Source organism: Anaeromyxobacter oryzae (assembly GCF_023169945.1).
In the GTDB taxonomy this organism is placed as follows: domain Bacteria; phylum Myxococcota; class Myxococcia; order Myxococcales; family Anaeromyxobacteraceae; genus Anaeromyxobacter; species Anaeromyxobacter oryzae.
The window spans coordinates 1,692,257-1,715,075 of record NZ_AP025591.1 but is presented as its reverse complement, the minus strand read 5'-3'; the positions used below and the strand labels follow the sequence as shown (position 1 = coordinate 1,715,075).

The window sequence follows — 22,819 nt, the reverse complement described above, 5'->3', positions numbered from 1 at the left end:
CGCGGACCCATCGACGCCCTGATCGACCCCCCTCGGCCCGACGTGGAACGGAGCGCCGACCGTCCAGGAGCCGGCGCCGGAGAGGTGCCCACCCTCCGTGAACCGGGAGTGTCGCGAGAGGCCGCGGCGGCTAATCGTCATTCGAGGTCCCTCCGCCACGCTGCGGCACGAACGGACGCCTTCACGCTCGCTCGGCCGCAAGGCCTACCCCGATGCGTCCTCCCCGCCCGAGAGCCGCGCCGGCCCGACGCGCCGCGCCGTACCGCGACGCCCCGCAGGAGCCGACGCGCCGCGCTTCCGCTGGAGACACACTCCACGTGCCTCCTGCCTGCCGCGCTCACCACGCTCGGCGGAATCGTCGCTCGCGCGCGCCTCGCAGCCGCTCCCGGAAGGTGGTTGCACCGCAAATCAAATCACGGAAGGCGAACGCCATGAAGACCGACGCCCACGAACCCATTGTCTCCACGTCATCCACGAACGACCCGGCCGCCGCCGGGACGCAGCCCTCCGGCGGGCTCACCCGGCGCGACTTCATGAAGGCGGCGGCGGTGACCGCGGCCGGGGTCGGGATCCTCGGCGCGCCGGCCGTCGTGCGCGGCCAGGGCCCCGGCCCGATCAAGTTCGGTCTCCTCGAGGACCGCTCCGGGAACTTCGCGATCTTCGGCCTCAACAAGTGGCACGGCACCCAGCTCGCGCTGAAGGAGATCAACGAGGGCTGGACGCTCGACGGCGGCGTGCAGGGGCCAGGAGGGCCCGGCGTCCACGCGAAGGTCGCCCCGAAGCCGCCCACCGAGAACATCAAGGCGACCGTCGACGCCGGCGGGCCGCCGTCGCGGGACGACGTCGTCTGGACGGAGTCGGCGGAGTACCTCGTCAAGTCCGGGGAGCAGGGCGTCCTCGGGCGCAAGATCGAGCTCATCGCGCCCGATCCGCAGTCGGACAACACGCAGTTCCAGGCGCTGGCGCGCCGGTTGATCCTGGACGAGAAGGTCGACGTGATCATGGCCGGGTTCGCGAGCGCCGAGCGCGAGGCGATCCGGCCGATCATGGATCAGAACAAGATGCTGTACTTCTACAACAACCAGTACGAGGGCGGCGTCGCCGACAAGAACACGTTCTGCACCGGCGCGGTCCCGGAGCAGCAGATCGTCCCGGTCATGCAGTACATGATCAAGAACTTCGGGCCGCGGATCTACACGCTCGCCGCCGACTACAACTTCGGCCAGCTCAGCGCCGCGTGGACGCGCGCGATGGCGCCGCTCCTCAACGCGGAGGTCATCGGCGAGGAGTTCATCCCGCTGAGCGTGTCGCAGTTCAGCTCCAGCATCGCGAAGATCCAGCAGGCGAAGCCGAGCTGGCTGATGATGTACATCACCGGCCAGAACCACTCGAACTTCTACCCGCAGGCGAACGCCGCCGGGCTGCAGTTCCCGATGGGGTCCTCGATCAACATCGCCCAGGGCTACGAGCACCGCCGCTTCGCGCCGCCCGCCCTGAACCGGTTCCATGTCACGGCGAGCTACATGGAGGAGATCCCGACGCCGCGGAACCGGCTGTTCGTGAAGCGGTGGCGCACCATGTTCCCGGACGAGCCGTACATGGCGATGGAGGGCCACAGCGCGTACGTGGCGACGCACCTCTACGCGAAGGCGGTGCGGCTCGCGGGCACGACGGACAAGGCGACCGTCATCAAGGCCCTCGAGTCGGGCATCGGCGTCGAGGCGCCGGCGGGCTGGGTCGCCATGGATCCGGCGACGCACCACCTCAGCCAGTACATCCGGCTGGCCCGCTGCGACGCGAAGCACGACATCACGTTCATGACCGAGTGGCCGCACATCGAGCCGTGGTGGACGCGGCGACTCGGCGTGAACCTCGTGCGGACGCCGGAGTACAAGCAGTACATCCCGGACGAGGATCCGTTCTTCAAGATGTTCCAGAAGAAGAAGACGTAGCGGATCCTCGCCGCGGACCGGCCGCCGCGTCGCGGCGGCGACCGGTCCGGCGGGAGGGGCGGACGGTCCGGCACCGGGAGCCCTCGCGATGAGCGTCCCCTATCTCGTGAGCCTGCTGTACCAGTACGCGGACAACCTCGCGTTCCTGCTCCTCGCCGCGCTCGGGCTCATGATCATCCTGGGCGTCGTCGACGTCATCAACCTGGCGCACGGCGAGCTCATCATGCTCGGGGCGTACGTGACGACGCTCGCGTATCACCGCGCGCACCTGCCGCTGCCGCTCTGCATGCTGCTGAGCGTGGTCGTGGTGGGGACGTTCGGGATGGTGCTCGAGCGGACGGTCATCCGGCGCTTCTACCGGGACAAGCTCGGGGCCCTGGTCGCGACCTGGGGAATCAGCCTCATCCTGAGCCAGGGCATGCTGCTCGTCCTCGGGCCCTCGCTCATCGCGGTGCCGCTCCCGGAGTGGACCCTGTCGTACGCCGGGTACTCGTTCGGCGGCTACCGGCTCCTGCTGTTCGCGGCGTCGATCGTCGTCGTGGTCGCCGCCTGGTGGGTGTTCTACCGGACGCGCCTCGGCGTGCACACGCGCGCCACGATGCAGAACGCCGCGATGGCGCAGGCGCTCGGCGTCGACACCCGGCGCATCTACCTGTACACGTTCGGGGCCGGCTCGGCCCTGGCCGGGCTCACGGGCGCGCTGTACGCCCCCACCACCACCATCGTCCCGCTCATGGGCACGACGTTCGTGGACGTGGCCTTCATCACGGTGGTGGTCGGCGGCGGCGCGAACCCCATCCTCGGCGCGCTCACGAGCGCCGCGCTGCTCGCGCTGATCTCGACGCCGCTCTCGAGCGCGCTCGGCACCTTCGCCGGGCGCATCGGGCTGCTCATCGCGGCGCTCGTCATCATCCGGTTCCTGCCCCGCGGGCTGTCCGGGTACTTCGCGGACCTGCAGCGTCGGCGGATGGCGGCGGCGCGCACATGAGCGCGCCGGGACGCTCCGGGATCGGGTCCCGCCTGAACGGCCCCCAGGACCTGGGCCGCGGAGGCGCGTTCTGGATCGTGTTCGCGGTCGTCGCTGCCGGGCTGCTGGCGTTCCCGATCGGCGGCTCGCCGTTCCTCCTGTCGAACCTCGCCAACTTCTTCGTCTACGTACCGATGGGGCTCGGGCTGGCGCTGCTCTGGGGATACGGCGGGATCCTGAGCTTCGGGCAGGGCGCCTTCTTCGGGATGTCGGGCTACCTGTACGGCATCATCGCGCAGAACCTCGCCCTCACCCCCGGCGGCTCCCTGATCGCGGTCGGCGGCGCGATCGGGGTCACCGTGCTCGTCGCCGCGGCGTTCGGCTACTTCATGTTCTACGGCGAGGTGAGCGCCTGGATCATCCCGCTGCTCACCCTCGTCCTCTCGCTCATCGGCGAGACGTTCATGGGGCAGACGGCGGGGTACCAGTGGCGCGTCGGCCACGTCCTCCTCGGCGGCTACAACGGAATGACCGGCATCCCGTCGATCCGGGTGGGGCCGCTGGAGTTCGGCGGCGCCTCGGTCGAGCTGTACCTGCTGTCCGTGGTCGCGATGCTCCTCGCGTACCTCGGCCTCCGGCTGCTCGTGAACTCGCACTACGGCTACGTCGTCGTCGCCGTGCGCGACGACGTCGAGCGCACCCGGATGCTCGGCTACAACGTCGCGCTCCGGCAGGTGCAGGTGTTCGCCCTCGCGGCGGGCCTCGCCGCCGTGAGCGGGATCCTCTACGTCTCGTGGGGGAACTACATCAACCCGTCGAGCATGGGGCTCTACGCGGCGACGCTCCCGGTCATCTGGACCGCCGTGGGCGGCCGGACGAGCCTCCTCGCGGTCGCGGTCTCCACCGTGGCGCTGAAGTGGCTCGCCGACGCTCTCGCGGTCCGGGGCGGCGAGTACGCCTTCCTCATCATGGGCGCGCTGCTCCTCGCGACGATGCTGTTCTTCCCGGCCGGGATCGTCGTCTCCCTCGCCCGGACCTGGCGCCGGTGGCGCGCGCCGGCGGCGGACCGCGCGCCCGAGGCGCGGGAGCGGGGGGAGCCGTCATGACGGCCGGCCCCGCCCCCGCGGCGCGCGAGCCGCTGCTCCGCACCGAGGGCCTCACGAAGGCGTTCGGCGGCATCCGCGCCGTCGACGACGTGAGCCTCGCGGTGGCGCCCGGCGAGCTGCGCTGCCTCATCGGCCCCAACGGCGCCGGCAAGTCCACGCTGTTCAGCCTCCTCGCGGGCCTGCAGCGGCCCGACAGCGGCCGGATCGTCTTCAAGGGCGAGGACGTCACGACGCTCTCGCCGTTCCGGCGCGTCCGGCGCGGCATCTGCCTCAAGTTCCAGACGACGCGGATCTACCGCGGCCTGACCGTCGGGGAGAACCTCACGATCGCGCGAGGCCCGCGCGGCGGCGCCCGCGCGGGCGAGCGGCTCGACTGGGCGCTCGGCACCCTCGGCCTCGCCTCCGAGCGCGCGCGGCCGGCGGGCGAGCTCTCCCACAGCCACCAGCAGTGGCTCGAGGTCTGCCTCGCCCTCGCCACCGGGCCGGACCTGCTGCTCCTCGACGAGCCGACGGCGGGCATGACGCCCGAGGAGACCGCGCTCACGGCGGAGTTCGTCCTCGGGCTCGCGGGGCAGGGGATCACGGTGCTCGTCGTCGAGCACGACATGGCGTTCGTCCGCCACATCGCCCGCGGGGTGACGGTGCTGCACTACGGCCGCATCTTCGCGGACGGGACGCTCCAGGAGATCGAGGCGAACCAGGAGGTCCGGCGCATCTACCTCGGGGAGCAGTGAGAGATGGCCGACCCGCTCCAGCCGCTCCTCGCCGTCGAGGACCTCCGCGCCGGCTACGGCAGCGGCGACATCCTGCAGGGCATCGGGCTGCGCATCGAGCCGGGGGAGATGGTCGCGACCATCGGCAGGAACGGGGTCGGGAAGTCCACCCTGATGAAGGCGATCATGGGGATGCTCCCCGCGATGTCGGGCGCGGTGTCGTTCCGGGGCGAGGACATCGCCCGGCTCCGGCCGGATCAGCGCGCGGCGCGCGGCATCGGCTACGTCCCGCAGGGCCGGGAGGTGTTCCCGAGCCTGACCGTCGAGGAGAACCTCGCGATGGGCGAGACCATCAACCGGGACAAGTCGCACCCCCGCTACGATCTCGTCTACGGCTACTTCCCCATCCTGGCGGAGCGGCGGCGCCAGCTCGCCGGGACCTTCAGCGGCGGTCAGCAGCAGATGCTCGCCATCGCCCGCGCGCTCGTCGGCCGTCCCGAGCTGCTGCTCCTCGACGAGCCGTCGATGGGGATCCAGCCCAGCATCATCCAGGAGATCGGCCGCGCGCTCGTCCGGCTCAACGAGGAGGAGAAGGTCACGATCCTGCTCGTCGAGCAGAACACCCGACTCATTGCGCAGGTCGCCCGGCGCGCCTACGCGATCGACAAGGGTCGCATCGTCGGCACGCTGGACCGCCGCAGGCTGAGCGACCCGGCGGCCCTCGCGGAGTACCTCGCGGTGTGAGTCGCTCGCAGTCCGGAAGGAGGAGCACGATGGCCACGCACCACCTGACCGAGAAGGCCCAGGGCAAGTTCCACTACACCATCGGCCCGTACGCGGAGCCGGTCCTGCGGGTGCGCCCCGGGGACACCGTCGTGGTCGAGACGGCCGACGCGTTCGAGGGCCGGATCACGGACGAGCGGGTGAAGCCGAGCTCGGTCCTGGAGGTCCCGTTCCTGAACCCGCAGAGCGGGCCCATCTACGTCGAGGGCGCGGAGAAGGGCGACGCGCTCGCCGTCCACATCGACTCGATCCTCCCGCGGAAGGACCGGCCGGGCGGGACGACGTGCCTCATCCCCAACTTCGGCGGGCTCTGCGGGACCGATCTCACCGCCTTGCTCCACGAGCCGCTGCCGGAGAAGGTCTGGAAGATGGAGGTCACGGAGGCCGGGGTCCGCTGGAACGGCATGACGTTCCCGTACACGCCGTTCCTCGGGACGATCAGCACGTCCCCGCAGATCGACTCCATCAACGCGCTCACCGGCGGGAAGCACGGCGGCAACATGGACCTGCCGGACGTCTGCCCGGGCGCGACGATCTACCTGCCCGTGAAGGTGCCCGGCGCGCTGCTCTACCTGGGCGACGGCCACGCCACCCAGGGTGACGGCGAGCTGTGCGGCGTCGCCGTCGAGTTCGCGACGATCACCACCCTCACCGTGAACGTCGTCAAGGGCTGGGACCTGCAATGGCCGCGGGTGGAGAACGACCGCTTCATCATGAGCGTCGGCAGCGCCCGCCCGATGGAGGACGCGGCGCGGATCGCCTATGCGGACCTGGTGAAGTGGCTCGAGAGCAAGTTCGGGTTCGACCGGTGGGACGCCTACTTCGTCCTGAGCGAGGTCGGGAAGGTCCGCCTCGCGAACATGGTCGACCCGATGTACACGATCGGCGCGAGCATCTCGAAGGAGTACCTGAAGCAGCGGTGACGTCGATCTCGACGGGGCGCGTCGTTCAGGGGAAGGAGACGTGGAGCGCGCCGTGGGTCAGGACGTTGCCCCCGACCGTCCACGCCTCCGCGCCGATCCAGACGCACTGCCACGCCGTGCGCCAGGGCCGCGGGAGGAGGTACGCCACGACCGCGTGCAGGCCCATGCTGGCGAGGTTGTAGGCGAGGAGCGTGGCGCGCGCCGGGCGCTCGCCGAGGAAGGGGTTCGCCTCGAGCGATCCCTGGCGGAGGAAGTGCCGCGTCTACATCCAGTCCACCAGCTGGAGCGACACGTACGTGAGCTCGAGGGCCGTGTCCGTCCTCGTCCGAAAGGTCCTGGGTCGCGGCCCAACGATGCTGCCGCATATCGGTGCCTCCGCGCGGCGACCCGCTCATCGGCTCAGGCCGGAGTCTCGCGACCGCCGGGCGCGGCGGCGACGCGCGTCGACAGGTCGCCGCCCCGACCGCGGGCGGGCGAGTCCCCGTCCTTCGGCGGCGGAGCCGCGGGGCCCTTCGGGCGCGTGAGCCGGTCTAGCGCGCCGCCGCTGCGGTCCGCCGGATCCACGGCTGGTTCGCGAGCGCACGATCGAGGAGCTTCGTCATCTCGCGGGCGTCGCGGGGATCGACGTGGTCGCGCGCGACACGCGTCCAGAGCAGCGCGCCCGTCCGGTGGTCGAAGAGGTCCACCTCGAGCACGGTCTCGTCGCCCGTGAAGAAGCCGCGGTCCTCGACCGCGAGCTCCGGCGGCGGCGGGACGGCGAGCTCGACCATCGGCTCCGGCTCTGCCTCGTCCGTCCATGCGTCGGCGTCGCTCGGCACCGGCGCGGGTTCCGCCCACGCCTCCGCGGGCGGCGCACCGGGGTAGGGGGGCTCCGGCGCCACGACGTAGTCGGGCGGCGGGAACACGTAGACGAAGTCGAGCCCGATCCAGACGTTCGGGCCGTGCCACGGCGCGACGCCGTAGGCCGGCGGCGGGGGCACGGAGCCGAACGGCCGCCCGGGAACCGGCCGGACGCCGGGAGCGGGGACGGGCTGGAAGCCCGGGGTCGGGACCGGGCGCGCGACGCGCCCGGACGCCACGCCCGGCCGCGGCGCCGGGACCGAGACGCGCGGCGCGGGTGCCGAAGCGGTTCCGCCCTGCCGGGCCGTCGCGGGGGGGTGCGTCTTCGGGGCGCTCTTCGAGAGGACCACGATGGCGATGACGGCCGCCACGACCACGACGATGCCGACGACCAGCGCGACGGTCGCGGCCCGCTGGTCCGAGCGGTGCGACGCGGTCCGGGCCACCGCCCGCGCACGGACGAGCAGCAGGGGATCGGCGGCGCCGAGGGCGCCGGGGGAGATCTCGCGGCCCGCGAGCGCGGTGCCGAGCGCGGAGCGGACGAGCTGCCGCGCCTCCTCCGCCTCCGCCTCGTCCACGGGCTTCGCGCTCTCGAGCCAGAGCTCGACCTGCGGCTCCGCGATGGCGCCGGCCGGCGGCGCGAGCCGCTCGCCGAGCGAGCTCGCCGGGACGCGGATGGTGGTGCAGCCGAACGTGACGAACGCCACGAGCGCGACCGAGATCCTCCACATGATTCCGAGGATACACCCGCCGGCGCGCGCTGCGCCGGAGCGCGCCACCGCGAGACGAGGGGGCGGCGCCCCGGAGGACGCCGCCCCGCTGGATCGTCACGGACGTCCGACCGGCCGCTAGAAGCTCGCGCCCATCGCGAACGTGCGCGGCGTCGCCGGATCCGAGATGACCACGTCCGGCCGCATCATCTCGTTGTCCTCGTGATCGATGATGTGGCAGTGCCAGACGTAGTTGTAGCGGCCGCCGCTCGACGGATCGAACGGGAAGGTCGCCGACGCCGCCGGCGTGCCCGCGGCGACGCTGGTCGGCGCCCAGCGAACCACGAGCCGCGTCACCATCCCGGGCGGCGCCATCACCGTGTCCTTCCAGCCGGTCTCCTGGGGCCCCGGCGCGAGCGCCGGGCCCTGCAGGTACGGGAACACGTCCGGATTCCCGCCGACCACCGGCACGAGCGTGCCGCCGAAGCCGTGCACGTAGGGCGGATTGAGGCGCGGCGCGAACTTCGCGTAGTCGAGCGGCGGGCCGTACCCGCCCTGGAAGACGCCGCCGGGGAAGAGCGCGTTGTAGGCCGTCAGGTACTGGTTCGTCGCGAAGGACTGCCGGTTCAGGATCTGGAACTGCACGAGGTGCAGGTGCATCGGGTGGGCGTCCGCCGTGAGGTTCACGATCTCCCAGATCTCCGTCTCACCCTCCCTCGGGAGCTCGGAGTAGGAGAGGCCGGCGGGGTCGGTCGGGAGCCGGGTGAAGTCGGTGCGGACCGCCATCGTCCTCGGGTCGACGCCCGACCACTTCGTGTTGTTGACGAGGATCTCGAGCGGGCCGCCCGGATACGCGGTGGCGACGCCGGTGATCGGGTTCGGCCAGGTCACCTTCATGCCCATGACCTCGTTGAGCGTCAGCTCGCGCGCGACGGTCGGCGTCACGCCCTGCGCGAGCGCGCCGGCGCTCGCGAGCCGCACCATGGGCGTCCGGAGCGCACCGCCGGCCGCGGGGTCGTAGCTCGCGTCGGCGACGGCGGTCGCGCCGACCCGGAACTGCATGACGCGGCCGAGGGTCGAGCCCGGAGGCGGCGAGCCCTTGGGATAGGGCGTGCGGGCGGTGTTCCGGAGCGTGAAGTTGCGCCCGCCGAAGCCCGCGAAGTCCACGATGATCTCGTAGCGCTCGCCGGGCATGACCGTGAGGACCTGGCCGGCGGCGGGGTCGATCTTCGCGGGCCGGTCGAGGTACCCGCCGTCGTTGGAGATGACGTACATCGGCGGGCCGAACGTCTTCGTCACGGGGTCGATGAGCGACAGCTCGTAGGTGCGCGCGTTCGAGCCGTTCAGCACGAGGAACCGGTACCGCCGCGGCTGCAGGTCGAGGTACGGCCACGCCTTCCCGTTCACGACGACGGTGTCGCCCAGGAACTCGGGGACCCAGTACGGATGATCCGGGTTCGGCGTCCAGAGGAGGCCGGTGTAGCTGTCCGCGGGGAAGAACAGCTGCCCACCCGTGTCGAACATGCGGTCCTGGATCACGAGCGGGACCACGTCCGTCACGTCGGCGCCCGGGAGCGGCTGCTGCGCGGGATCGACCACGTAGTACGCGCCGGCGAGCCCGGCGTACACGTTGAGGCGGGTCGCGCCGAGGGTGTGGTCGTGGAACCAGATCGGCGACGCCTCCTGGCTGTTCGGGTACGTGTACGTGACCCTGTTGGCCATGTACGGCGTCCAGGAGAACGCGAGCGTGGTGGGATCCTGCTGGACCTGGTACGCCGCCTTCGTGGCGAGGTCGTAGACGATCGCGCCCGCGGCGTACGGCGCCGTCCCCGGCGTCGCCGGCAGGCCGCTCACCGTCCCGGCCCACCCCTTCGTGTAGAACTTCGATCCGACGAGCCTGCCGTCACTCGTGAACCACGAGTCGGGCGAGCCGTCGATAGCGGCGGGGTCCTCCGCGCCGTGCAGGTGCGGGACGGTGGCGATCGGGCCCGAGTAGTTGAGGGCGCAGGGATCCGGCTGCCCGTTCCAGAGCAGCGGGCCGCCCATCTCGACCTTCATCATGCAGTCGTTCCGGCCGAGGTTCAGCGGGTCCGCCCAGTGGAGCGTCTGGTCGGTGCTGAACCGGTACGCGTTCACGCCGGTGTCGCTCGTCGAGCCGAGCGCGTTCACGTACGTCACCGCGGTCGGGGTGCCGCGCGACGCGACGATCACCGGGCCGATGTACGTGTCGCGGACCGCGGTCTTCCCCGGGCACGCGCTGCCCGACACGTATCCCCAGACCGACGTCGGCGTCCCCGCGGCGCCCGCCGCGAGCGGCGGAAGCACGTTCGACTGGAACTCGCACATGGTGAGCGTCACCGGGGCGGTGCCGTCCACCGTGGGGATCACGGGGTAGCTTCCGTAGGTCGCCGCGGGCTGCTTGGCCTTCCAGACGTCGAGGACCGGCAGCGGCTGGGCGAACTGCGGGATGTTGCCCCCGGGCAGCAGGAGCGGGTTGTACGTCGTCTGCGCGCGCGCGCTGCCGGACGCCAGCAGCACGCACGCACCCATCCACGCCAGGGCTTGCGCCCCGCGCACACGGTTCATCGGTGAATCCTCCCATCGGCGGACACGGGCGGGGGGTGGCGGGATCCCGGCGCCCATTCGCCGGGGCCCCAGCACGGCGACCGGGGGCCAGGCTCCCCCCTGGCGCTCCGGACGTCCGTGTTGCCGCCCTGCTGTCCGACCGGTGACTAATGGTTGACGCAGATCAAATCGGCGACCGCCGCGACGGGTGCTTCAGTCTTCAACGGTGAGTGACTCTGGTGATGGGAAAACACTGAGCGGCAGTGGTTCTGTCGACGGCCATGCACCGATCGTCAAGTCACGCACCGTTCACCCGACCCCACAGGGAGTGAGCCCGGCGCTCGCCTCGAGATCGCGGCGGCGCGCGAGGCGGACGCGAAGTGCAGGGCGGCCGCGACGAAGGCGATGACGAACGCTCCGGTGGCCGGCCGCCGCGCCTCGGATGGGGCCACCCCCACCGTCCGCGACGCCGGCCGGCGCGCGGCGCGTCCACCATCGGCGCGTGCCGGCGAACCTGACCGCCCAGTACAAGGACGCGGAGCTGCGGCTCCGTCAGGCGACCAGCCACGACGAGAAGGTCGAGGCGCTCCGCGAGATGCTCGCGCTCCTCCCGAAGCACAAGGGGACGGAGAAGCTCCACGCCGATCTGAAGAAGCGCCTCGCGAAGCTCGAGGAGGAGCGGGAGCACGCCGCGCGGAGCGGGAGCCACCACGTCGACCTCGGGCACGTCCGGCGCGAGGGCGCCGGCCAGTGGGCGCTCGTCGGCCCGCCGAACGCCGGGAAGTCGTCCCTCCTCGCGGCGCTGACGCACGCGCACCCGGAGATCGCGGAGTACCCGTTCACGACGCACGTCCCGCAGCCCGGGATGATGCCGTTCGAGGACGTCCAGGTGCAGCTCGTGGACACGCCGGCGATCGCGCCGGGCCACGTCGAGCCGTTCCTGCCGGCGCTCGTCCGCGGCGCCGACGGGGTGGTGATCGTGCTCGACGTGGCGGCGGACGACCTCGAGGCGTCGCTGGTCGGCACGCTCGACGTGCTGCTGCACGGACACGTGTGGCCGGAGGGGCGCCCGGTGCCGGACGGCGCGTCGCCGCTGGTCGTCCCGCGCCCCGTCCTCGTCGCCGCGAACAAGCACGACCTCGACGACGCGGAGGGCACGTTCTCGCAGCTCGCGCGCGAGGCGGTCGGCCCCGGCCTGCCGTTCTTCCCGGTGTCGGCCACGCGCGGGGACGGGCTCGACGGGCTCCGCCCCTGGCTCTTCCGCGCGCTCCGCAAGATCCGCGTGCACACGAAGGAGCCGGGGAAGAAGGCCGACCTCGGGAAGCCGTTCGTGCTCCCCGAGGGCGCCGCGGTCGAGGCGCTCGCGGCCCTGGTGCACCAGGATCTCGCCGCGCGCCTCAAGTTCGCGCGCGTCTGGGGCCACGCGCGGTTCGACGGGCAGCAGGTCGATCGCCACCACGTGCTCGCGGATGGCGACGTGGTCGAGCTGCACGCGTGACGGGCGCCCGCCCCGGCCACTGGCGCGGGGCGGGTCGCCGGCCGGTCAGAACGACGGCGGCGTGCAGGCGCTCACGATCTCGCACGGCTCCTCGCCGAGGTTCCGGAAGCGGTGCGGGATCCGGCTGTCGAAGTAGTAGGCGTCGCCGGCGCGCAGCACGCGAGTGCTCATGCCGACGGTGAGCTCCATCTCGCCGCGGATCACGATGCCCCCCTCCTCCGCCTCGTGGCGCAGCATCTCCGAGCCGGTGTCCGCGCCCGGCATGAGCCGCTCGTGGATGACCTGGAGCGCCCGGCCCTGCAGGTTCGCGCCGACCTGCCGGTACGAGATGGGGCCGCCGGCGATCTCGACGAGCTCGTCCGCGCCGAAGAAGATCTTCGGCTGCTCCGGCTGGCCCACCGCGAAGAAATCCGCGAGCGACATCGGGAAGCCGCCGAGGATCTTCTTCAAGGTCGCGATGGACGGGCTGCTGCGGTTCTTCTCGATCATCGAGATCATCCCGTTCGTCACGTCGGCGCGCATCGCGAGCGCGCGCTGCGACAGTCCGTAGCGCTCGCGGATCTCGCGAAGGCGCTCGCCGATGTCGAACTCGCCGAGGGAGGCGGGGGCCGCGGCGGTGGGCGCTTGCGCGGGCGCGGCGCGGGGCGGCGCGGGGCTCGGGGCGTGGCGCTTTCTCGACGGCATCGATCTCCTCCGGGTGGACGGATCCGGTGAGCGGTGTGAACGGAATATTTATCACCGAACCGGTGCGCGCCACACCGCCTCGACACGCAAGTGGCCGTTTCCTGCGGGAATTGCGCGAAGGCTGCGCGCTTCTGCCGCGGTCGCCTTGCTTAGTATTTTAAACACTGTTACCGTTTCACAGGTCGCTCGCAGCACACCACCTCCACGCAGAAAGCGCAGGGACGCCATGACGGTCGGTCACATCATCAACGGGAAGCCGGTGCCCGGCACGAGCGGGCGCCACGGGAACGTCTACGACCCGGCGAGCGGCCAGGTGACGAAGCAGGTCGCCCTCGCCAGCCAGGCCGAGGTCTCCGCCGCGATCGCGGCGGCCGCGGACGCGTTCCCGGGCTGGGCGGCGACGCCTCCGGCGCGGCGCGCCAAGGTCATGTTCCGGCTGAAGCAGCTCGTGGAGGAGCACGCCGCGGAGCTCGCCGCGCTCGTCACCGCCGAGCACGGCAAGGTGCTGAGCGACGCCATGGGCTCCATCGCCCGGGCGCTCGAGATCGTGGACTTCGCGTGCGGCATCCCCCAGCTGCTCAAGGGGGAGCACTCGGACAGCGTCGGCACGGGGATCGACAGCTACACGCTCCGGCAGCCGCTCGGCGTCTGCGTGGGGATCACGCCGTTCAACTTCCCCGCCATGGTCCCGATGTGGATGTTCCCCCTCGCCGTCTCCTGCGGGAACACCTTCGTGCTGAAGCCGTCGGAGCGGAACCCGTCCGCGCCCATGCGCATCGCGGAGCTCGCCATCGAGGCCGGGCTGCCGCCGGGCGTCCTCAACGTCGTGAACGGCGACAAGGAGGCCGTCGACGCGCTCATCTCGAGCCCGCGCGTCGCCGCGGTCAGCTTCGTCGGGTCCACGCCCATCGCGGAGTACATCCACCGGACCGCCTCGGCGCACGGCAAGCGCGTCCAGGCGCTGGGCGGGGCGAAGAACCACGCGGTGGTCATGCCGGACGCCGACCTCGACCAGGCGGCGGACGCGCTCATGGGCGCCGCCTACGGCTCGGCGGGCGAGCGCTGCATGGCGATCTCGGTGGGCGTCGCGGTGGGCGACGAGGTCGCCGACGCGCTGGTCGCGAAGCTCGTCGAGCGGCTCGCCAGGCTCCGCGTCCTCCCGGGCACCGACCCGAAGGCGGAGATGGGGCCGCTCGTCACGAAGGAGCACCTCGCCCGCGTCCGCGGGTACGTCGACGCGGGCGTGAAGGAGGGCGCGAAGCTCGTCGTGGACGGGCGGGCGCTCGCCGTGCCGGGCGCGAAGGACGGCTTCTTCATGGGCGGCTGCCTCTTCGACCGGGTCACGCCGGAGATGAAGATCTACCGCGAGGAGATCTTCGGGCCGGTGCTCTCCATCGTCCGCGTCCCGAACGTCGAGCGCGCGCTGCAGCTCATCAACGTGCACGAGTACGGGAACGGGACCGCCATCTTCACCCGCGACGGCGACGTGGCCCGCGAGTTCGTCTCGCGCGTCCAGGCCGGCATGGTCGGCGTGAACGTGCCGATCCCCGTGCCCGTCGGCTACCACAGCTTCGGCGGCTGGAAGCGGTCGCTCTTCGGTGACCACAGCATCTACGGCGCGGAGGGCGTCCACTTCTACACGCGGCTCAAGACCGTCACCTCCCGCTGGCCCAGCGCGGTGAGCAAGGGCCCCGAGTTCGTCTTCCCGACCATGAAGTAGCGAGGACCCCGACAATGACTTCCGAGACCCAGAAGCCGCTCTCGGGCGACGAGCTCGTCGCCCTGACCAAGAAGCACTCCCTCTACGAGTGGTCCGCCCAGTCGAAGGTGGATCCCATCCCCGTGGCGCGCTCGAAGGGCATCCACTTCTGGACGCCGGAGGGGAAGCGGTTCGTCGACTTCAACAGCCAGCTCATGTCCGTGAACATCGGGCACGGCGACGAGCGCGTCGTGCGGGCGATCCAGGATCAGGTGGCGAAGCTCGCCTACGCCAACCCCTTCATGGCGACGGAGCCGCGGGCGCGCCTCGGGGCGAAGCTCGCCGAGATCACGCCCGGCGACATCGACGTGTTCTTCTTCACCAACGCCGGCGCGGAGGCGAACGAGAACGCGGTGAAGCTCGCGCGCCAGTTCACGGGTCGTCACAAGATCCTGGCCCGCTACCGCTCGTACCACGGCGCCACGGCGGGCGCGATCTCGCTCACCGGCGATCCGCGGCGCTGGGCCGCCGAGCCGGGCATGGCCGGCGTCGTGCACGTGCTCGACCCGTACCACGGGATCCAGCGCGGCTGGGATGACACCGCGACGGCGCTCGCCAACCTCGAGGAGACGATCCAGCTCGAGGGTCCGCAGACGATCGCCGGCTTCATCCTCGAGACGGTCACCGGCACGAACGGGATCCTCGTCCCGCCCGACGGCTACCTCCAGGGCGTCCGCGACCTCTGCACGAAGTACGGCATCCTCATGATCTGCGACGAGGTGATGGCCGGCTTCGGGCGGACCGGCGAGTGGTTCGCGGTGGACCACTGGAAGGTGGTCCCCGACCTCCTCACGATGGCGAAGGGGCTCACCGCGTCGTACGTGCCGCTCGGCGCCGTCGGCATGCGCCGCCACATCGCCGAGCACTTCAAGGACAAGGTCTTCTACGGCGGCCTCACCTACAACAGCCACCCCGTCGGCTGCGCCGCGGCCCTCGCGACGATCGGCGTCTACCAGGAGGACCGGCTCATCGAGCGCGCGCGGTCGACCGGCGCCGTGATGAAGCAGCTCCTGGCGCAGCTCGCCGCGAAGCACCCGTCCGTCGGCGCGGCCCGCTCCATCGGCCTCTTCGGCCTCGTCGAGCTGGTGCGCAGCCGGAAGACCCTCGAGCCGATGGCGCCGTTCAACGGGACCTCCGAGGAGATGCAGGCCCTCGGGCGCTTCTTCCGGCAGGAGGGGCTCTACACGATGGTGCGGTGGAACACGTTCTTCACGAACCCGCCGCTCGTCATCACCGAGGCCCAGCTGCGCGAGGCGTTCGAGATCATCGACCGCGGGCTGGAGATCACGGATCGCGCGGTCCGCGACTAGCGCGGGGGGATTCCCATGGCGAGGGCTCAGCCGTCCAGGGTGGGCGAGCAGCCGGAGCTCGGCGCGCTCGGCGAGGTGGCGACGAGGAACCTCGCGTGGCTCCGGGACAACGTCCCGGGGATCTTCTCGGGGGTGATGCGCCGCGACGATGCGGCCATCACCGCCCTCGCAGCCGGGCTCTCCCGGCTCGGGCGCGAGCGGCAGCTCGTGGCGGCCGACCGCGAGCGCGAGCTCATCCTCGCGCGGCTCGACGTCCCGGGGTCCGTCTTCGAGACCCTCCGTCGGGTCCAGGACCGCGAGATCTCCTGCACCGAGATCTTCCACTCCTCCGGAGAGGTGCCCGGCACCGGTCGCCGCCTCGAGCTGCAGCGCTACCAGTTCGACCGGAAGCCGGACGGGCTCGTGGCCCAGGCCGGCGAGCCCGCCATCCCGGAGCGCGTGCGCGGCGAGCTGCGCGCGGCCCTCGCCGGGCGCGGCGCCGCGCTCGGCGGCGACGAGCGGGACGCGCTGCTGCGCATCCTCTGGCTCAACGACCGGCGCCTCGTCGAGGAGTCGCCGCCCGCCGAGGTCGCGCAGCTCGCGTGGCTCCTCCACCAGGGCCGGACGAACGCGGGCTTCTTCCTGCACGTGGAGCCGCGCGCGCCGGGCGAGGCCGGCGGCGGGGAGGAGGTGAACCTGCTCTTCGCGGTGGAGAACCCGCCGCCGCGGCACCACCTCGCGCAGGTGATGGAGGTCTTCAACCGGCTGGACCTCGGGGTGCGCCGCTCGCTGACCCTGACGCTCAGCACCGGGGCGCAGCCGTTCTTCCTCGGGAGCTTCCGCGTCGCGCACCGCGGCGGAGCGGGGCTGCAGGAGGGCTCGGCGCTGTTCGACCAGCTGCGGCGCGAGCTCTACGGGACGCAGATCCTCGCGAACGAGTCGCCCGCGTACCGGGAGTTCGTGCTCACCGGCGTCATGAGCGGGGAGGAGGCGTCGCTCGTCAACGCGCTCGTCGGCTTCTGCCACACGAGCTGCGCGCACGCCCAGATCCACCGGTACACCTTCGAGGACGTCGTCCGGGCCTTCCAGTCGCATCCGGAGATCGCGCTCAGGCTGGTGCGGCTCTTCGAGCTGCGCTTCGACCCGGAGCTCGCCGATCGCGAGGCGCGCTATGCGGCCGAGCTGCCCGAGGTCGAGCGGGAGATCGCCTCCTACAACACCGGGCACCGGCTGCTCGACGAGTTCCGCCGTTCCGTCTTCGCGACCGCGCTGACCTTCGTCCGGCGCACCCTCAAGACGAACTTCTTCGTGCTCGAGAAGCACGCCCTCGCGTTCCGGCTCGACCCGGCCTACCTCGACGATCTCGGGTCGCAGTTCACGGCGGATCTGCCGCCGCAGCGCCCGTTCCGGGTCTCGTTCTTCTTCGCGCGGAACGGCCTCGGGTACCACGTCGGGTTCTCGGACATCGCGCGCGGCGGCTGGCGCACGATCGTCACCCGCACCCGCGACGACTACGTCACCGTGGCGAACACGATGTTCCGCGAGAACTACGTCCTCGCGCACACGCAGCACCTGAAGAACAAGGACATCTACGAGGGCGGCTCGAAGCTCGTCTGCATCCTGCACGCGCCGGACGCGGAGCCGCGCGAGCGGCTGGACTCGCAGCTCCACAAGCTGCAGTACGCGTTCGCGAGCGCGTTCCTCGATCTCTTCGTCACCCAGGACGGGAAGGCGCGCGACCGGCGCGTCGTGGACTACTACGGCGAGGACGAGCCCATCGAGCTCGGCCCCGACGAGAACATGCACGACGAGATGATCGAGGCGATCGCCGAGCTGTCGGCCCGCCGCGGCTACGTCCTCGGCGCGGGCATCATGTCGAGCAAGCGGGTGGGCATCAACCACAAGCAGTACGGCGTCACCTCGCTGGGCGTCGTCACCTTCGCCGAGGCGGCCCTGCGCGAGCACGGCGTGGACATCCGGCGCGAGCCCTTCACCGTGAAGCTCACCGGCGGCCCGAACGGCGACGTGGCCGGGAACGCCATCCGGCTCCTGCTCGAGCGCTGCCCGGGCGTCGCGATCCGCCTCATCGTGGACGGGACGGCCGCCCTCTGCGATCCGCGCGGCCTCGACCGCGAGGCGCTCTCCCGCATCCTCCTCCGCGCGGACGCCGACGCCTTCGACCCGGCGCGGCTCTCGCCGGGCGGCTTCGTCCTGTACCGCAGCGGCCGCCGGCGGGAGGGGCTCCGCGATCTGCACCGGCGCGTCGAGATGACGGCGGACGGCCCGAGGGAGGGCTGGGTCACGCTCGACGAGTTCCACAAGGAGTTCGACGACCTGCTCTTCACGGTGAAGGCGGACCTCTTCATCCCCGCCGGCGGACGTCCCGAGACGATCGACGGCGCGAACTGGCGGCGCTTCCTCGGCGCGGACGGCACGCCGTCTGCGCGGGTCGTCGTCGAGGGGGCGAACTCGTTCCTGACGCCGGAGGCGCGCGCACGGCTCCAGGAGGCCGGCGTCGTCGTGCTCCGCGACGCCTCGGCCAACAAGTGCGGCGTGATCTCCTCCTCGTACGAGATCATCGGGAACCTGCTCCTCGACGAGGACGAGTTCCGCGCCCACAAGGACGCGTACGTGCGCGACGTGCTGGAGATCCTCGAACGGCGCGCCGCGGACGAGGCGCGCGTCCTGTTCCGCCGCCACCGCGAGGAGGGCGGCCGCCGGAGCTTCACCGAGCTCTCGGAGGCCCTCAGCGTGGAGATCAACGCGCACAAGGCGCGGCTCTTCGCCTTCTTCCAGGCGAAGCCCGACCGGGCCCACCGGCCGCTCTACCGGCGGGCGCTCCTCGCGCACCTGCCCCGGCTCGTGCGCGACACGCCCGAATTCAGTCGCCGCATCGACCGGCTCCCCGCGAAGTACCGGTCCGCCATCCTGGCCGCGGAGATCGCCACCACGATGGCGTACCACCGCGGGCTCGAGCCCGACTTCGAGCGGACGCTCGAGGAGTACGTCGCGGCGCAGTTCGCGTGACGGGCGGACGGCGCCCGTCCCCGCTCACCGCGGCTGCGCGGGGGAGGGGGCGGGCGCGGCGAGGCCGAGCGCGCGGAGCACGACGCGCGTGACGACCTCCTCAGCCGCGTCGAAGTCGGCGGGCTCGAGCGCCTCCTTGTCCATCACGAGCGCCATCTGGTGGGAGAAGTCCGCGTAGGTCTGGGTCGCCGCCCAGAGGACGAACATCAGGTGGACCGGGTCGATGGGCTCGACGCGCCCGTCGGCGACCCAGCGCCCCAGGGTCTCGACCTGCGCGCGGAGGGCCGGTACCACCCGCGCCCGGATCTCCCGCGCATACAGCGGCAACCCCGCGATGATCTCGGTGGCGAAGACGCGGGAGCCCGAGGGGCGCTCGCGGGAGTACCGCAGCTTCGCGCGGATGTAGTCGCGCAGCGCCGCCTCGGGCTCCTTGTCCGGATCCGCGAGCCCCCGCAGCCGCTCGAGCCACTCGTCGAGGACGCCGTCCAGCACCCGGCGGTAGAGCGCCTCCTTCGTCGGGAAGTAGTACGTCAGGTTCTGCTTCGAGATGCCGACGCGCGCGGCGACCTCGGCGATCGAGACGCCCTGGAACCCGTGCTGCGCGAAGAGCTCCTCCGCCGCCGCGACGATGTTCGCGTCGAGGACGCGGCGGCGCCGGAGGCGGCCCTGTGGCGGCGCCGCGCGTCCCGGCCGGCGCGCGCGGCTCGACCCTCGGCCGGCAGCGGTGTGTGCGACCCGGCGCTCTCTCTCGATCACGGCGTCCCCCCCGGGGCTAGAAGCCGAAGCGCGTCCGGACGTCCCGCAGGAAGGCGTGCAGCCGCGGGTCGTCCGAGTACGCGACGTTGAAGCGGAACCAGATCGTCTCCGGCGTGCCCACCTCGAAGAAGTCGCCGGGCGCGAGCGCGATGCGCGCCTTCAGGGCCTCGTCGGCGATGAGCCGCGCGCTCGCGACGACGGTCGGCCGCACCGGCCAGCCCGCGCTCACGAACATCCCGCCCGCGGGCGTGGCGAGCGGCGCGAGGCCGAGCGACTCGAGCGTCCCGAGGAACCGCTCGCGGGCCGCGGTGAGCTTGGTGTGCAGGCGCTCGAGGTACCGGCGGTGGCCGCCGCTCCCGAGCACCTCGTGGACGCACCGCTCGTTCACCTCGGAGGTGGTGAGCCCGCAGAGCATCTTCGCGCGGACGAGCGGCTGCACGAGGTGCTGCGGGCACGCGACGTATCCGACGCGCAGCGACGGGCTCACCGACTTGGAGAAGCTGCCGATCTTGAGCACGCGCTTCAGCCCGTCCAGGGCGGCGAGCGAGGCGTCCCCCGCGGCGCAGAAGTCCCGGAAGATGTCGTCCTCCACGACCATGAAGTCGTAGCGCTCGGCCGCGGCGAGCACGCAGTGGGCGTCGACCTGGGAGAGCGTGGTCGAGAGCGGGTTCTGGAGCGCGGTCGTGACGAACATCGCCTTCGGCCGGTGCTCTGCTGCGAGCAGGTTGAGCGCGTCGATGGAGAGGCCGCGCGCCGTCCGCGGCACCGCGAGGAGGCGGCACCCGCGCTCGCGGAGCAGCGGGATCAGGTTGCAGTAGCCGGGGCTCTCGACCAGGACGGCATCGCCCGGCGACAGGAGCGTCCGGATCACGAGGTCGAGGGCGTGCGTCGCGCCGCTCGTGAGGATGATCTGCTCCGCGGCGGTGTGGCCGAGCTGCTCCGACAGCCGGAGCGCCAGCCGCTGCCGGAGCGGCAGGAACCCGAGGGGCGTCCCGTAACCGGCGAGCCGCTCGTTCGGGATGCGCGCCGCCTGCCGGAGCGCCTCGGTGAGATAGCTCTCGCCGCACCACTCTGCGGGCAGCCAGCCGCAGCCCGCGGCGGAGAGGTTGCGCTGCTGCGCGAAGAGCTCGAAGGAGAGCCAGTTCTCGCCGACGGTCGCGGGGATGGGCTGCGGCTGCGCGTCGGGCGCGCCGCGGCCGGCGCCGAGGTGCATGACGAACGTCCCGGAGCCGCGCCGCGCGGACGCGGTGCGGGTCGCGACGAGCTGGTCGTACGCCTCGACCACCGTGAACGTGCTGACGCCGAGCGCGCGCGCGAGATCCCTCACCGACGGGAGGCGCGTGCCGGCGCGAACGCGCCCCTGCTCGACGAGCGCGGTGATGCCGCGGCTGATCTGCTCGGGAAAGCGGACGCCGCTCTGGCGGTCCACCACCAGCCCCGGGAGGCCGGGGCAACCACCCGCCGCGTCGACGGGAATCGCCTCCTGGCCGTCCTGCGCGTCCGCCGGCGCTGCTCGCATCCAGGGCCTCCAGTGTCTCGGTTCGAGGCAGGCAGCGATGACTCAAATCAATTGTGCTGCTTTGGCGACCGATACGGTTGTTGTGGCCCGCGCCAACTGTGCATTCAGGTGCGCGATTCCGCGCATTACCATCGCGATGAACTTGCCAAACGGCAAAATTTTTGTCCAGCCGGCTCCAAGTTTTGCGCGCGCCACGCGGTTTTTGCAGCCGTTTTTGCGGTCCTCCGAGGAGATGGACATGGAAAAGCCCCTGAATACCGGCGACGGCCTTTGGAACGAAGATCTGGCTCCGACCAGCGAGTCCGCCCGGACATGGCGCTGGTACCACTACACGGCCCTCTGGATCGGCATGGTGATGTGCATCCCGGCGTACACCCTCGCCGCGAGCCTCATCGAGGGCGGGATGTCGTGGGGCCAGGCGGTCGCCACGGTCTTCCTCGGGAACGCGGTGGTGCTCGTGCCGATGCTCCTCATCGGCCACGCCGGCGCGAAGTACGGCATCCCGTACGCCGTCCTCGTCCGCGCCTCGTTCGGCACGCGCGGCGGACGCATCCCGGCGCTGCTCCGCGCGCTCGTCGCCTGCGGCTGGTACTCCATCCAGTCCTGGTTCGGCGGCGCGATGATCTACACGCTCGCGGGCGTGCTGCTCGGGCACCCGCTCGGCGGAGCGCCCATCGCGGCCCTCGGGATCAACCTCGGGCAGCTCGGGTGCTTCCTCGCGTTCTGGGCGATCCAGTTCTACTTCGTCGTCCACGGGATCGACTCGATCCGCAAGCTCGAGACCTACACGGCGCCCATCAAGATCGTCATCTGCTTCGTCCTCCTGTGGTGGGTGTGGGCGAAGGCCGGCGGGTTCGGGCCCATCCTCGACCAGCCCTCGCAGTTCGTGGAGGGCGGCAAGAAGGCCGGCCAGTTCTGGCCCACCTTCTGGCCCTCGCTCACCGCCATGGTCGGCTTCTGGGCGACCCTCGCGCTCAACATCCCGGACTTCACCCGCTTCGCGAAGTCGCAGAAGGATCAGCTCATCGGCCAGACCGTCGGCCTGCCCGGCCCGATGGGCCTCGTGGCGCTCCTCGCCGTCATCGTGACCTCGGCGACCGTGGTCCTGTTCGGCAAGGCCCTCTGGGATCCGGTCGACGTGGCGAGCCGCATGACGGGCGCCGGCGTCCTCATCGCGCTCATCGTCCTCCTCATCGACACGGTGAGCGTGAACCTCGCCGCGAACCTCGTCGGCCCCGCGTACGACTTCGCGGCGCTGGTGCCGAGCAAGATCACCTACAAGATCGGCGGCTACATCACCGCGAGCATCGCGATCGTGCTCATGCCCTGGAAGATCCTGGAGAGCACGCAGGGCTACATCTTCACCTGGCTCATCGGCTACTCCGCGCTCCTCGGCCCGGTCGCCGGCATCCTCGTCGTCGACTACTACCTCATCCGCAAGACGAACCTGGACGTGCCGCAGCTGTACGTCGAGGGCGGGAAGTACTCGTACGGGAACGGCTGGAACCCGGTCGCGATCGCCGCCTTCGTGCTCGGCGTGCTCCCGAACATCCCGGGCTTCCTGAACGCCGCGTTCCCCGCCGCGTTCCCGCATATCCCGGAGGTCTTCAAGGTCGTCTACACGTACGCGTGGTTCGTCGGTCTCGCGGTCGCGGCGATCGTGTACCGGCTCGGCATGATGCGGAACGCCGAGGTCCCCGCCATCTCCGCCGATCCGGCGTGAGCGAG

The 22,819-nt window shown here is 71.5% G+C and carries 18 protein-coding genes; 11 read left to right on the top strand and 7 right to left on the bottom strand.

From position 1 onward, the window contains the following. The first annotated feature begins 431 nt into the window (after positions 1-431). From AMOR_RS07505 to AMOR_RS07480, 6 genes are all read left to right on the top strand, one after another. Positions 432-1,952 (top strand): ABC transporter substrate-binding protein, encoded by a 1,521-nt coding sequence (locus AMOR_RS07505; RefSeq protein ID WP_248360177.1) that lies wholly within the window; start codon positions 432-434, stop codon positions 1,950-1,952. Positions 1,953-2,040: 88 nt separating this feature from the next. Further along, entirely contained in the window at positions 2,041-2,940 is a 900-nt protein-coding gene (locus AMOR_RS07500; protein WP_248360175.1) for an ABC transporter permease subunit, read from the top strand. Further along, positions 2,937-4,025, top strand: a complete 1,089-nt coding sequence (locus AMOR_RS07495) for an ABC transporter permease subunit (protein ID WP_248360174.1) — start codon at positions 2,937-2,939, stop codon at positions 4,023-4,025. Before AMOR_RS07500 ends, AMOR_RS07495 begins: the two co-directional genes overlap by 4 nt. Beyond that, complete coding sequence (locus AMOR_RS07490; protein ID WP_248360173.1) at positions 4,022-4,759, top strand: ABC transporter ATP-binding protein; 738 nt, start codon at positions 4,022-4,024, stop codon at positions 4,757-4,759. The genes AMOR_RS07495 and AMOR_RS07490 overlap by 4 nt, the downstream gene beginning before the upstream one ends. 3 nt (positions 4,760-4,762) lie before the next feature. After that, positions 4,763-5,482 carry an ABC transporter ATP-binding protein gene (locus tag AMOR_RS07485; protein WP_248360172.1) on the top strand — a complete coding sequence of 240 codons (720 nt, stop codon included), beginning with the start codon at positions 4,763-4,765 and terminating at the stop codon, positions 5,480-5,482. A gap of 29 nt (positions 5,483-5,511) precedes the next feature. Continuing rightward, entirely contained in the window at positions 5,512-6,444 is a 933-nt protein-coding gene (locus tag AMOR_RS07480) for an acetamidase/formamidase family protein (RefSeq protein WP_248360171.1), read from the top strand. 25 nt (positions 6,445-6,469) lie between these two features. Here the strand turns inward: AMOR_RS07480 and AMOR_RS07475 are convergent, their stop codons facing one another. From AMOR_RS07475 to AMOR_RS29705, 3 genes are all read right to left on the bottom strand, one after another. After that, positions 6,470-6,610 carry a hypothetical protein gene (locus AMOR_RS07475; protein ID WP_248360170.1) on the bottom strand — a complete coding sequence of 47 codons (141 nt, stop codon included), beginning with the start codon at positions 6,608-6,610 and terminating at the stop codon, positions 6,470-6,472. A gap of 364 nt (positions 6,611-6,974) precedes the next feature. Further along, positions 6,975-8,015, bottom strand: coding sequence for a hypothetical protein (locus AMOR_RS29675; protein ID WP_263009838.1), 1,041 nt, complete (start codon positions 8,013-8,015; stop codon positions 6,975-6,977). Between the two features lie 117 nt (positions 8,016-8,132). Next, entirely contained in the window at positions 8,133-10,580 is a 2,448-nt protein-coding gene (locus tag AMOR_RS29705; RefSeq protein ID WP_318653854.1) for a multicopper oxidase family protein, read from the bottom strand. 481 nt (positions 10,581-11,061) lie between these two features. Here AMOR_RS29705 and AMOR_RS07460 point away from each other — a divergent pair, with 481 nt between their 5' ends. Next, a complete protein-coding gene (locus tag AMOR_RS07460; protein WP_248360168.1) occupies positions 11,062-12,057 on the top strand; it encodes a GTPase in 996 nt (331 codons plus the stop codon). Positions 12,058-12,102: 45 nt separating this feature from the next. On the opposite strand, the gene AMOR_RS07455 is transcribed toward AMOR_RS07460, so the two are convergent. Then, on the bottom strand, positions 12,103-12,741 hold the full coding sequence (locus AMOR_RS07455; RefSeq protein ID WP_248360166.1) for a cupin domain-containing protein: 639 nt from the start codon (positions 12,739-12,741) through the stop codon (positions 12,103-12,105). A gap of 226 nt (positions 12,742-12,967) precedes the next feature. Here AMOR_RS07455 and AMOR_RS07450 point away from each other — a divergent pair, with 226 nt between their 5' ends. Genes AMOR_RS07450 through AMOR_RS07440 form a run of 3 tightly spaced genes read left to right on the top strand, consistent with a single transcriptional unit; the run spans position 12,968 to position 18,816 of the window. Then, positions 12,968-14,461, top strand: coding sequence for a CoA-acylating methylmalonate-semialdehyde dehydrogenase (locus tag AMOR_RS07450; RefSeq protein WP_248360164.1), 1,494 nt, complete (start codon positions 12,968-12,970; stop codon positions 14,459-14,461). 14 nt (positions 14,462-14,475) lie between these two features. Next, positions 14,476-15,810: an aminotransferase class III-fold pyridoxal phosphate-dependent enzyme gene (locus tag AMOR_RS07445; RefSeq protein ID WP_248360162.1), complete on the top strand. Its 1,335-nt coding sequence runs from the start codon at positions 14,476-14,478 to the stop codon at positions 15,808-15,810. A gap of 15 nt (positions 15,811-15,825) precedes the next feature. Continuing rightward, the gene (locus AMOR_RS07440; protein WP_248360160.1) at positions 15,826-18,816 is read left to right on the top strand and encodes an NAD-glutamate dehydrogenase domain-containing protein; all 2,991 of its coding nucleotides are present in this window, start codon (positions 15,826-15,828) and stop codon (positions 18,814-18,816) included. 24 nt (positions 18,817-18,840) lie between these two features. On the opposite strand, the gene AMOR_RS07435 is transcribed toward AMOR_RS07440, so the two are convergent. The 3 genes from AMOR_RS07435 to AMOR_RS07425 are packed head-to-tail and all read right to left on the bottom strand — an operon-like array spanning position 18,841 to position 21,331. Then, positions 18,841-19,572 (bottom strand): TetR/AcrR family transcriptional regulator, encoded by a 732-nt coding sequence (locus AMOR_RS07435; protein WP_248360158.1) that lies wholly within the window; start codon positions 19,570-19,572, stop codon positions 18,841-18,843. A gap of 16 nt (positions 19,573-19,588) precedes the next feature. Continuing rightward, positions 19,589-21,091, bottom strand: a complete 1,503-nt coding sequence (locus AMOR_RS07430; protein ID WP_248360156.1) for an aminotransferase-like domain-containing protein — start codon at positions 21,089-21,091, stop codon at positions 19,589-19,591. 42 nt (positions 21,092-21,133) lie between these two features. Further along, on the bottom strand, positions 21,134-21,331 hold the full coding sequence (locus AMOR_RS07425; protein ID WP_248360154.1) for a hypothetical protein: 198 nt from the start codon (positions 21,329-21,331) through the stop codon (positions 21,134-21,136). Between AMOR_RS07425 and AMOR_RS07420 the strand changes: the two genes are divergently transcribed. Then, positions 21,330-22,814 (top strand): NCS1 family nucleobase:cation symporter-1, encoded by a 1,485-nt coding sequence (locus tag AMOR_RS07420; RefSeq protein WP_248360152.1) that lies wholly within the window; start codon positions 21,330-21,332, stop codon positions 22,812-22,814. The two genes, AMOR_RS07425 and AMOR_RS07420, sit on opposite strands and share 2 nt — an antisense overlap. Positions 22,815-22,819 lie beyond the last annotated feature (5 nt).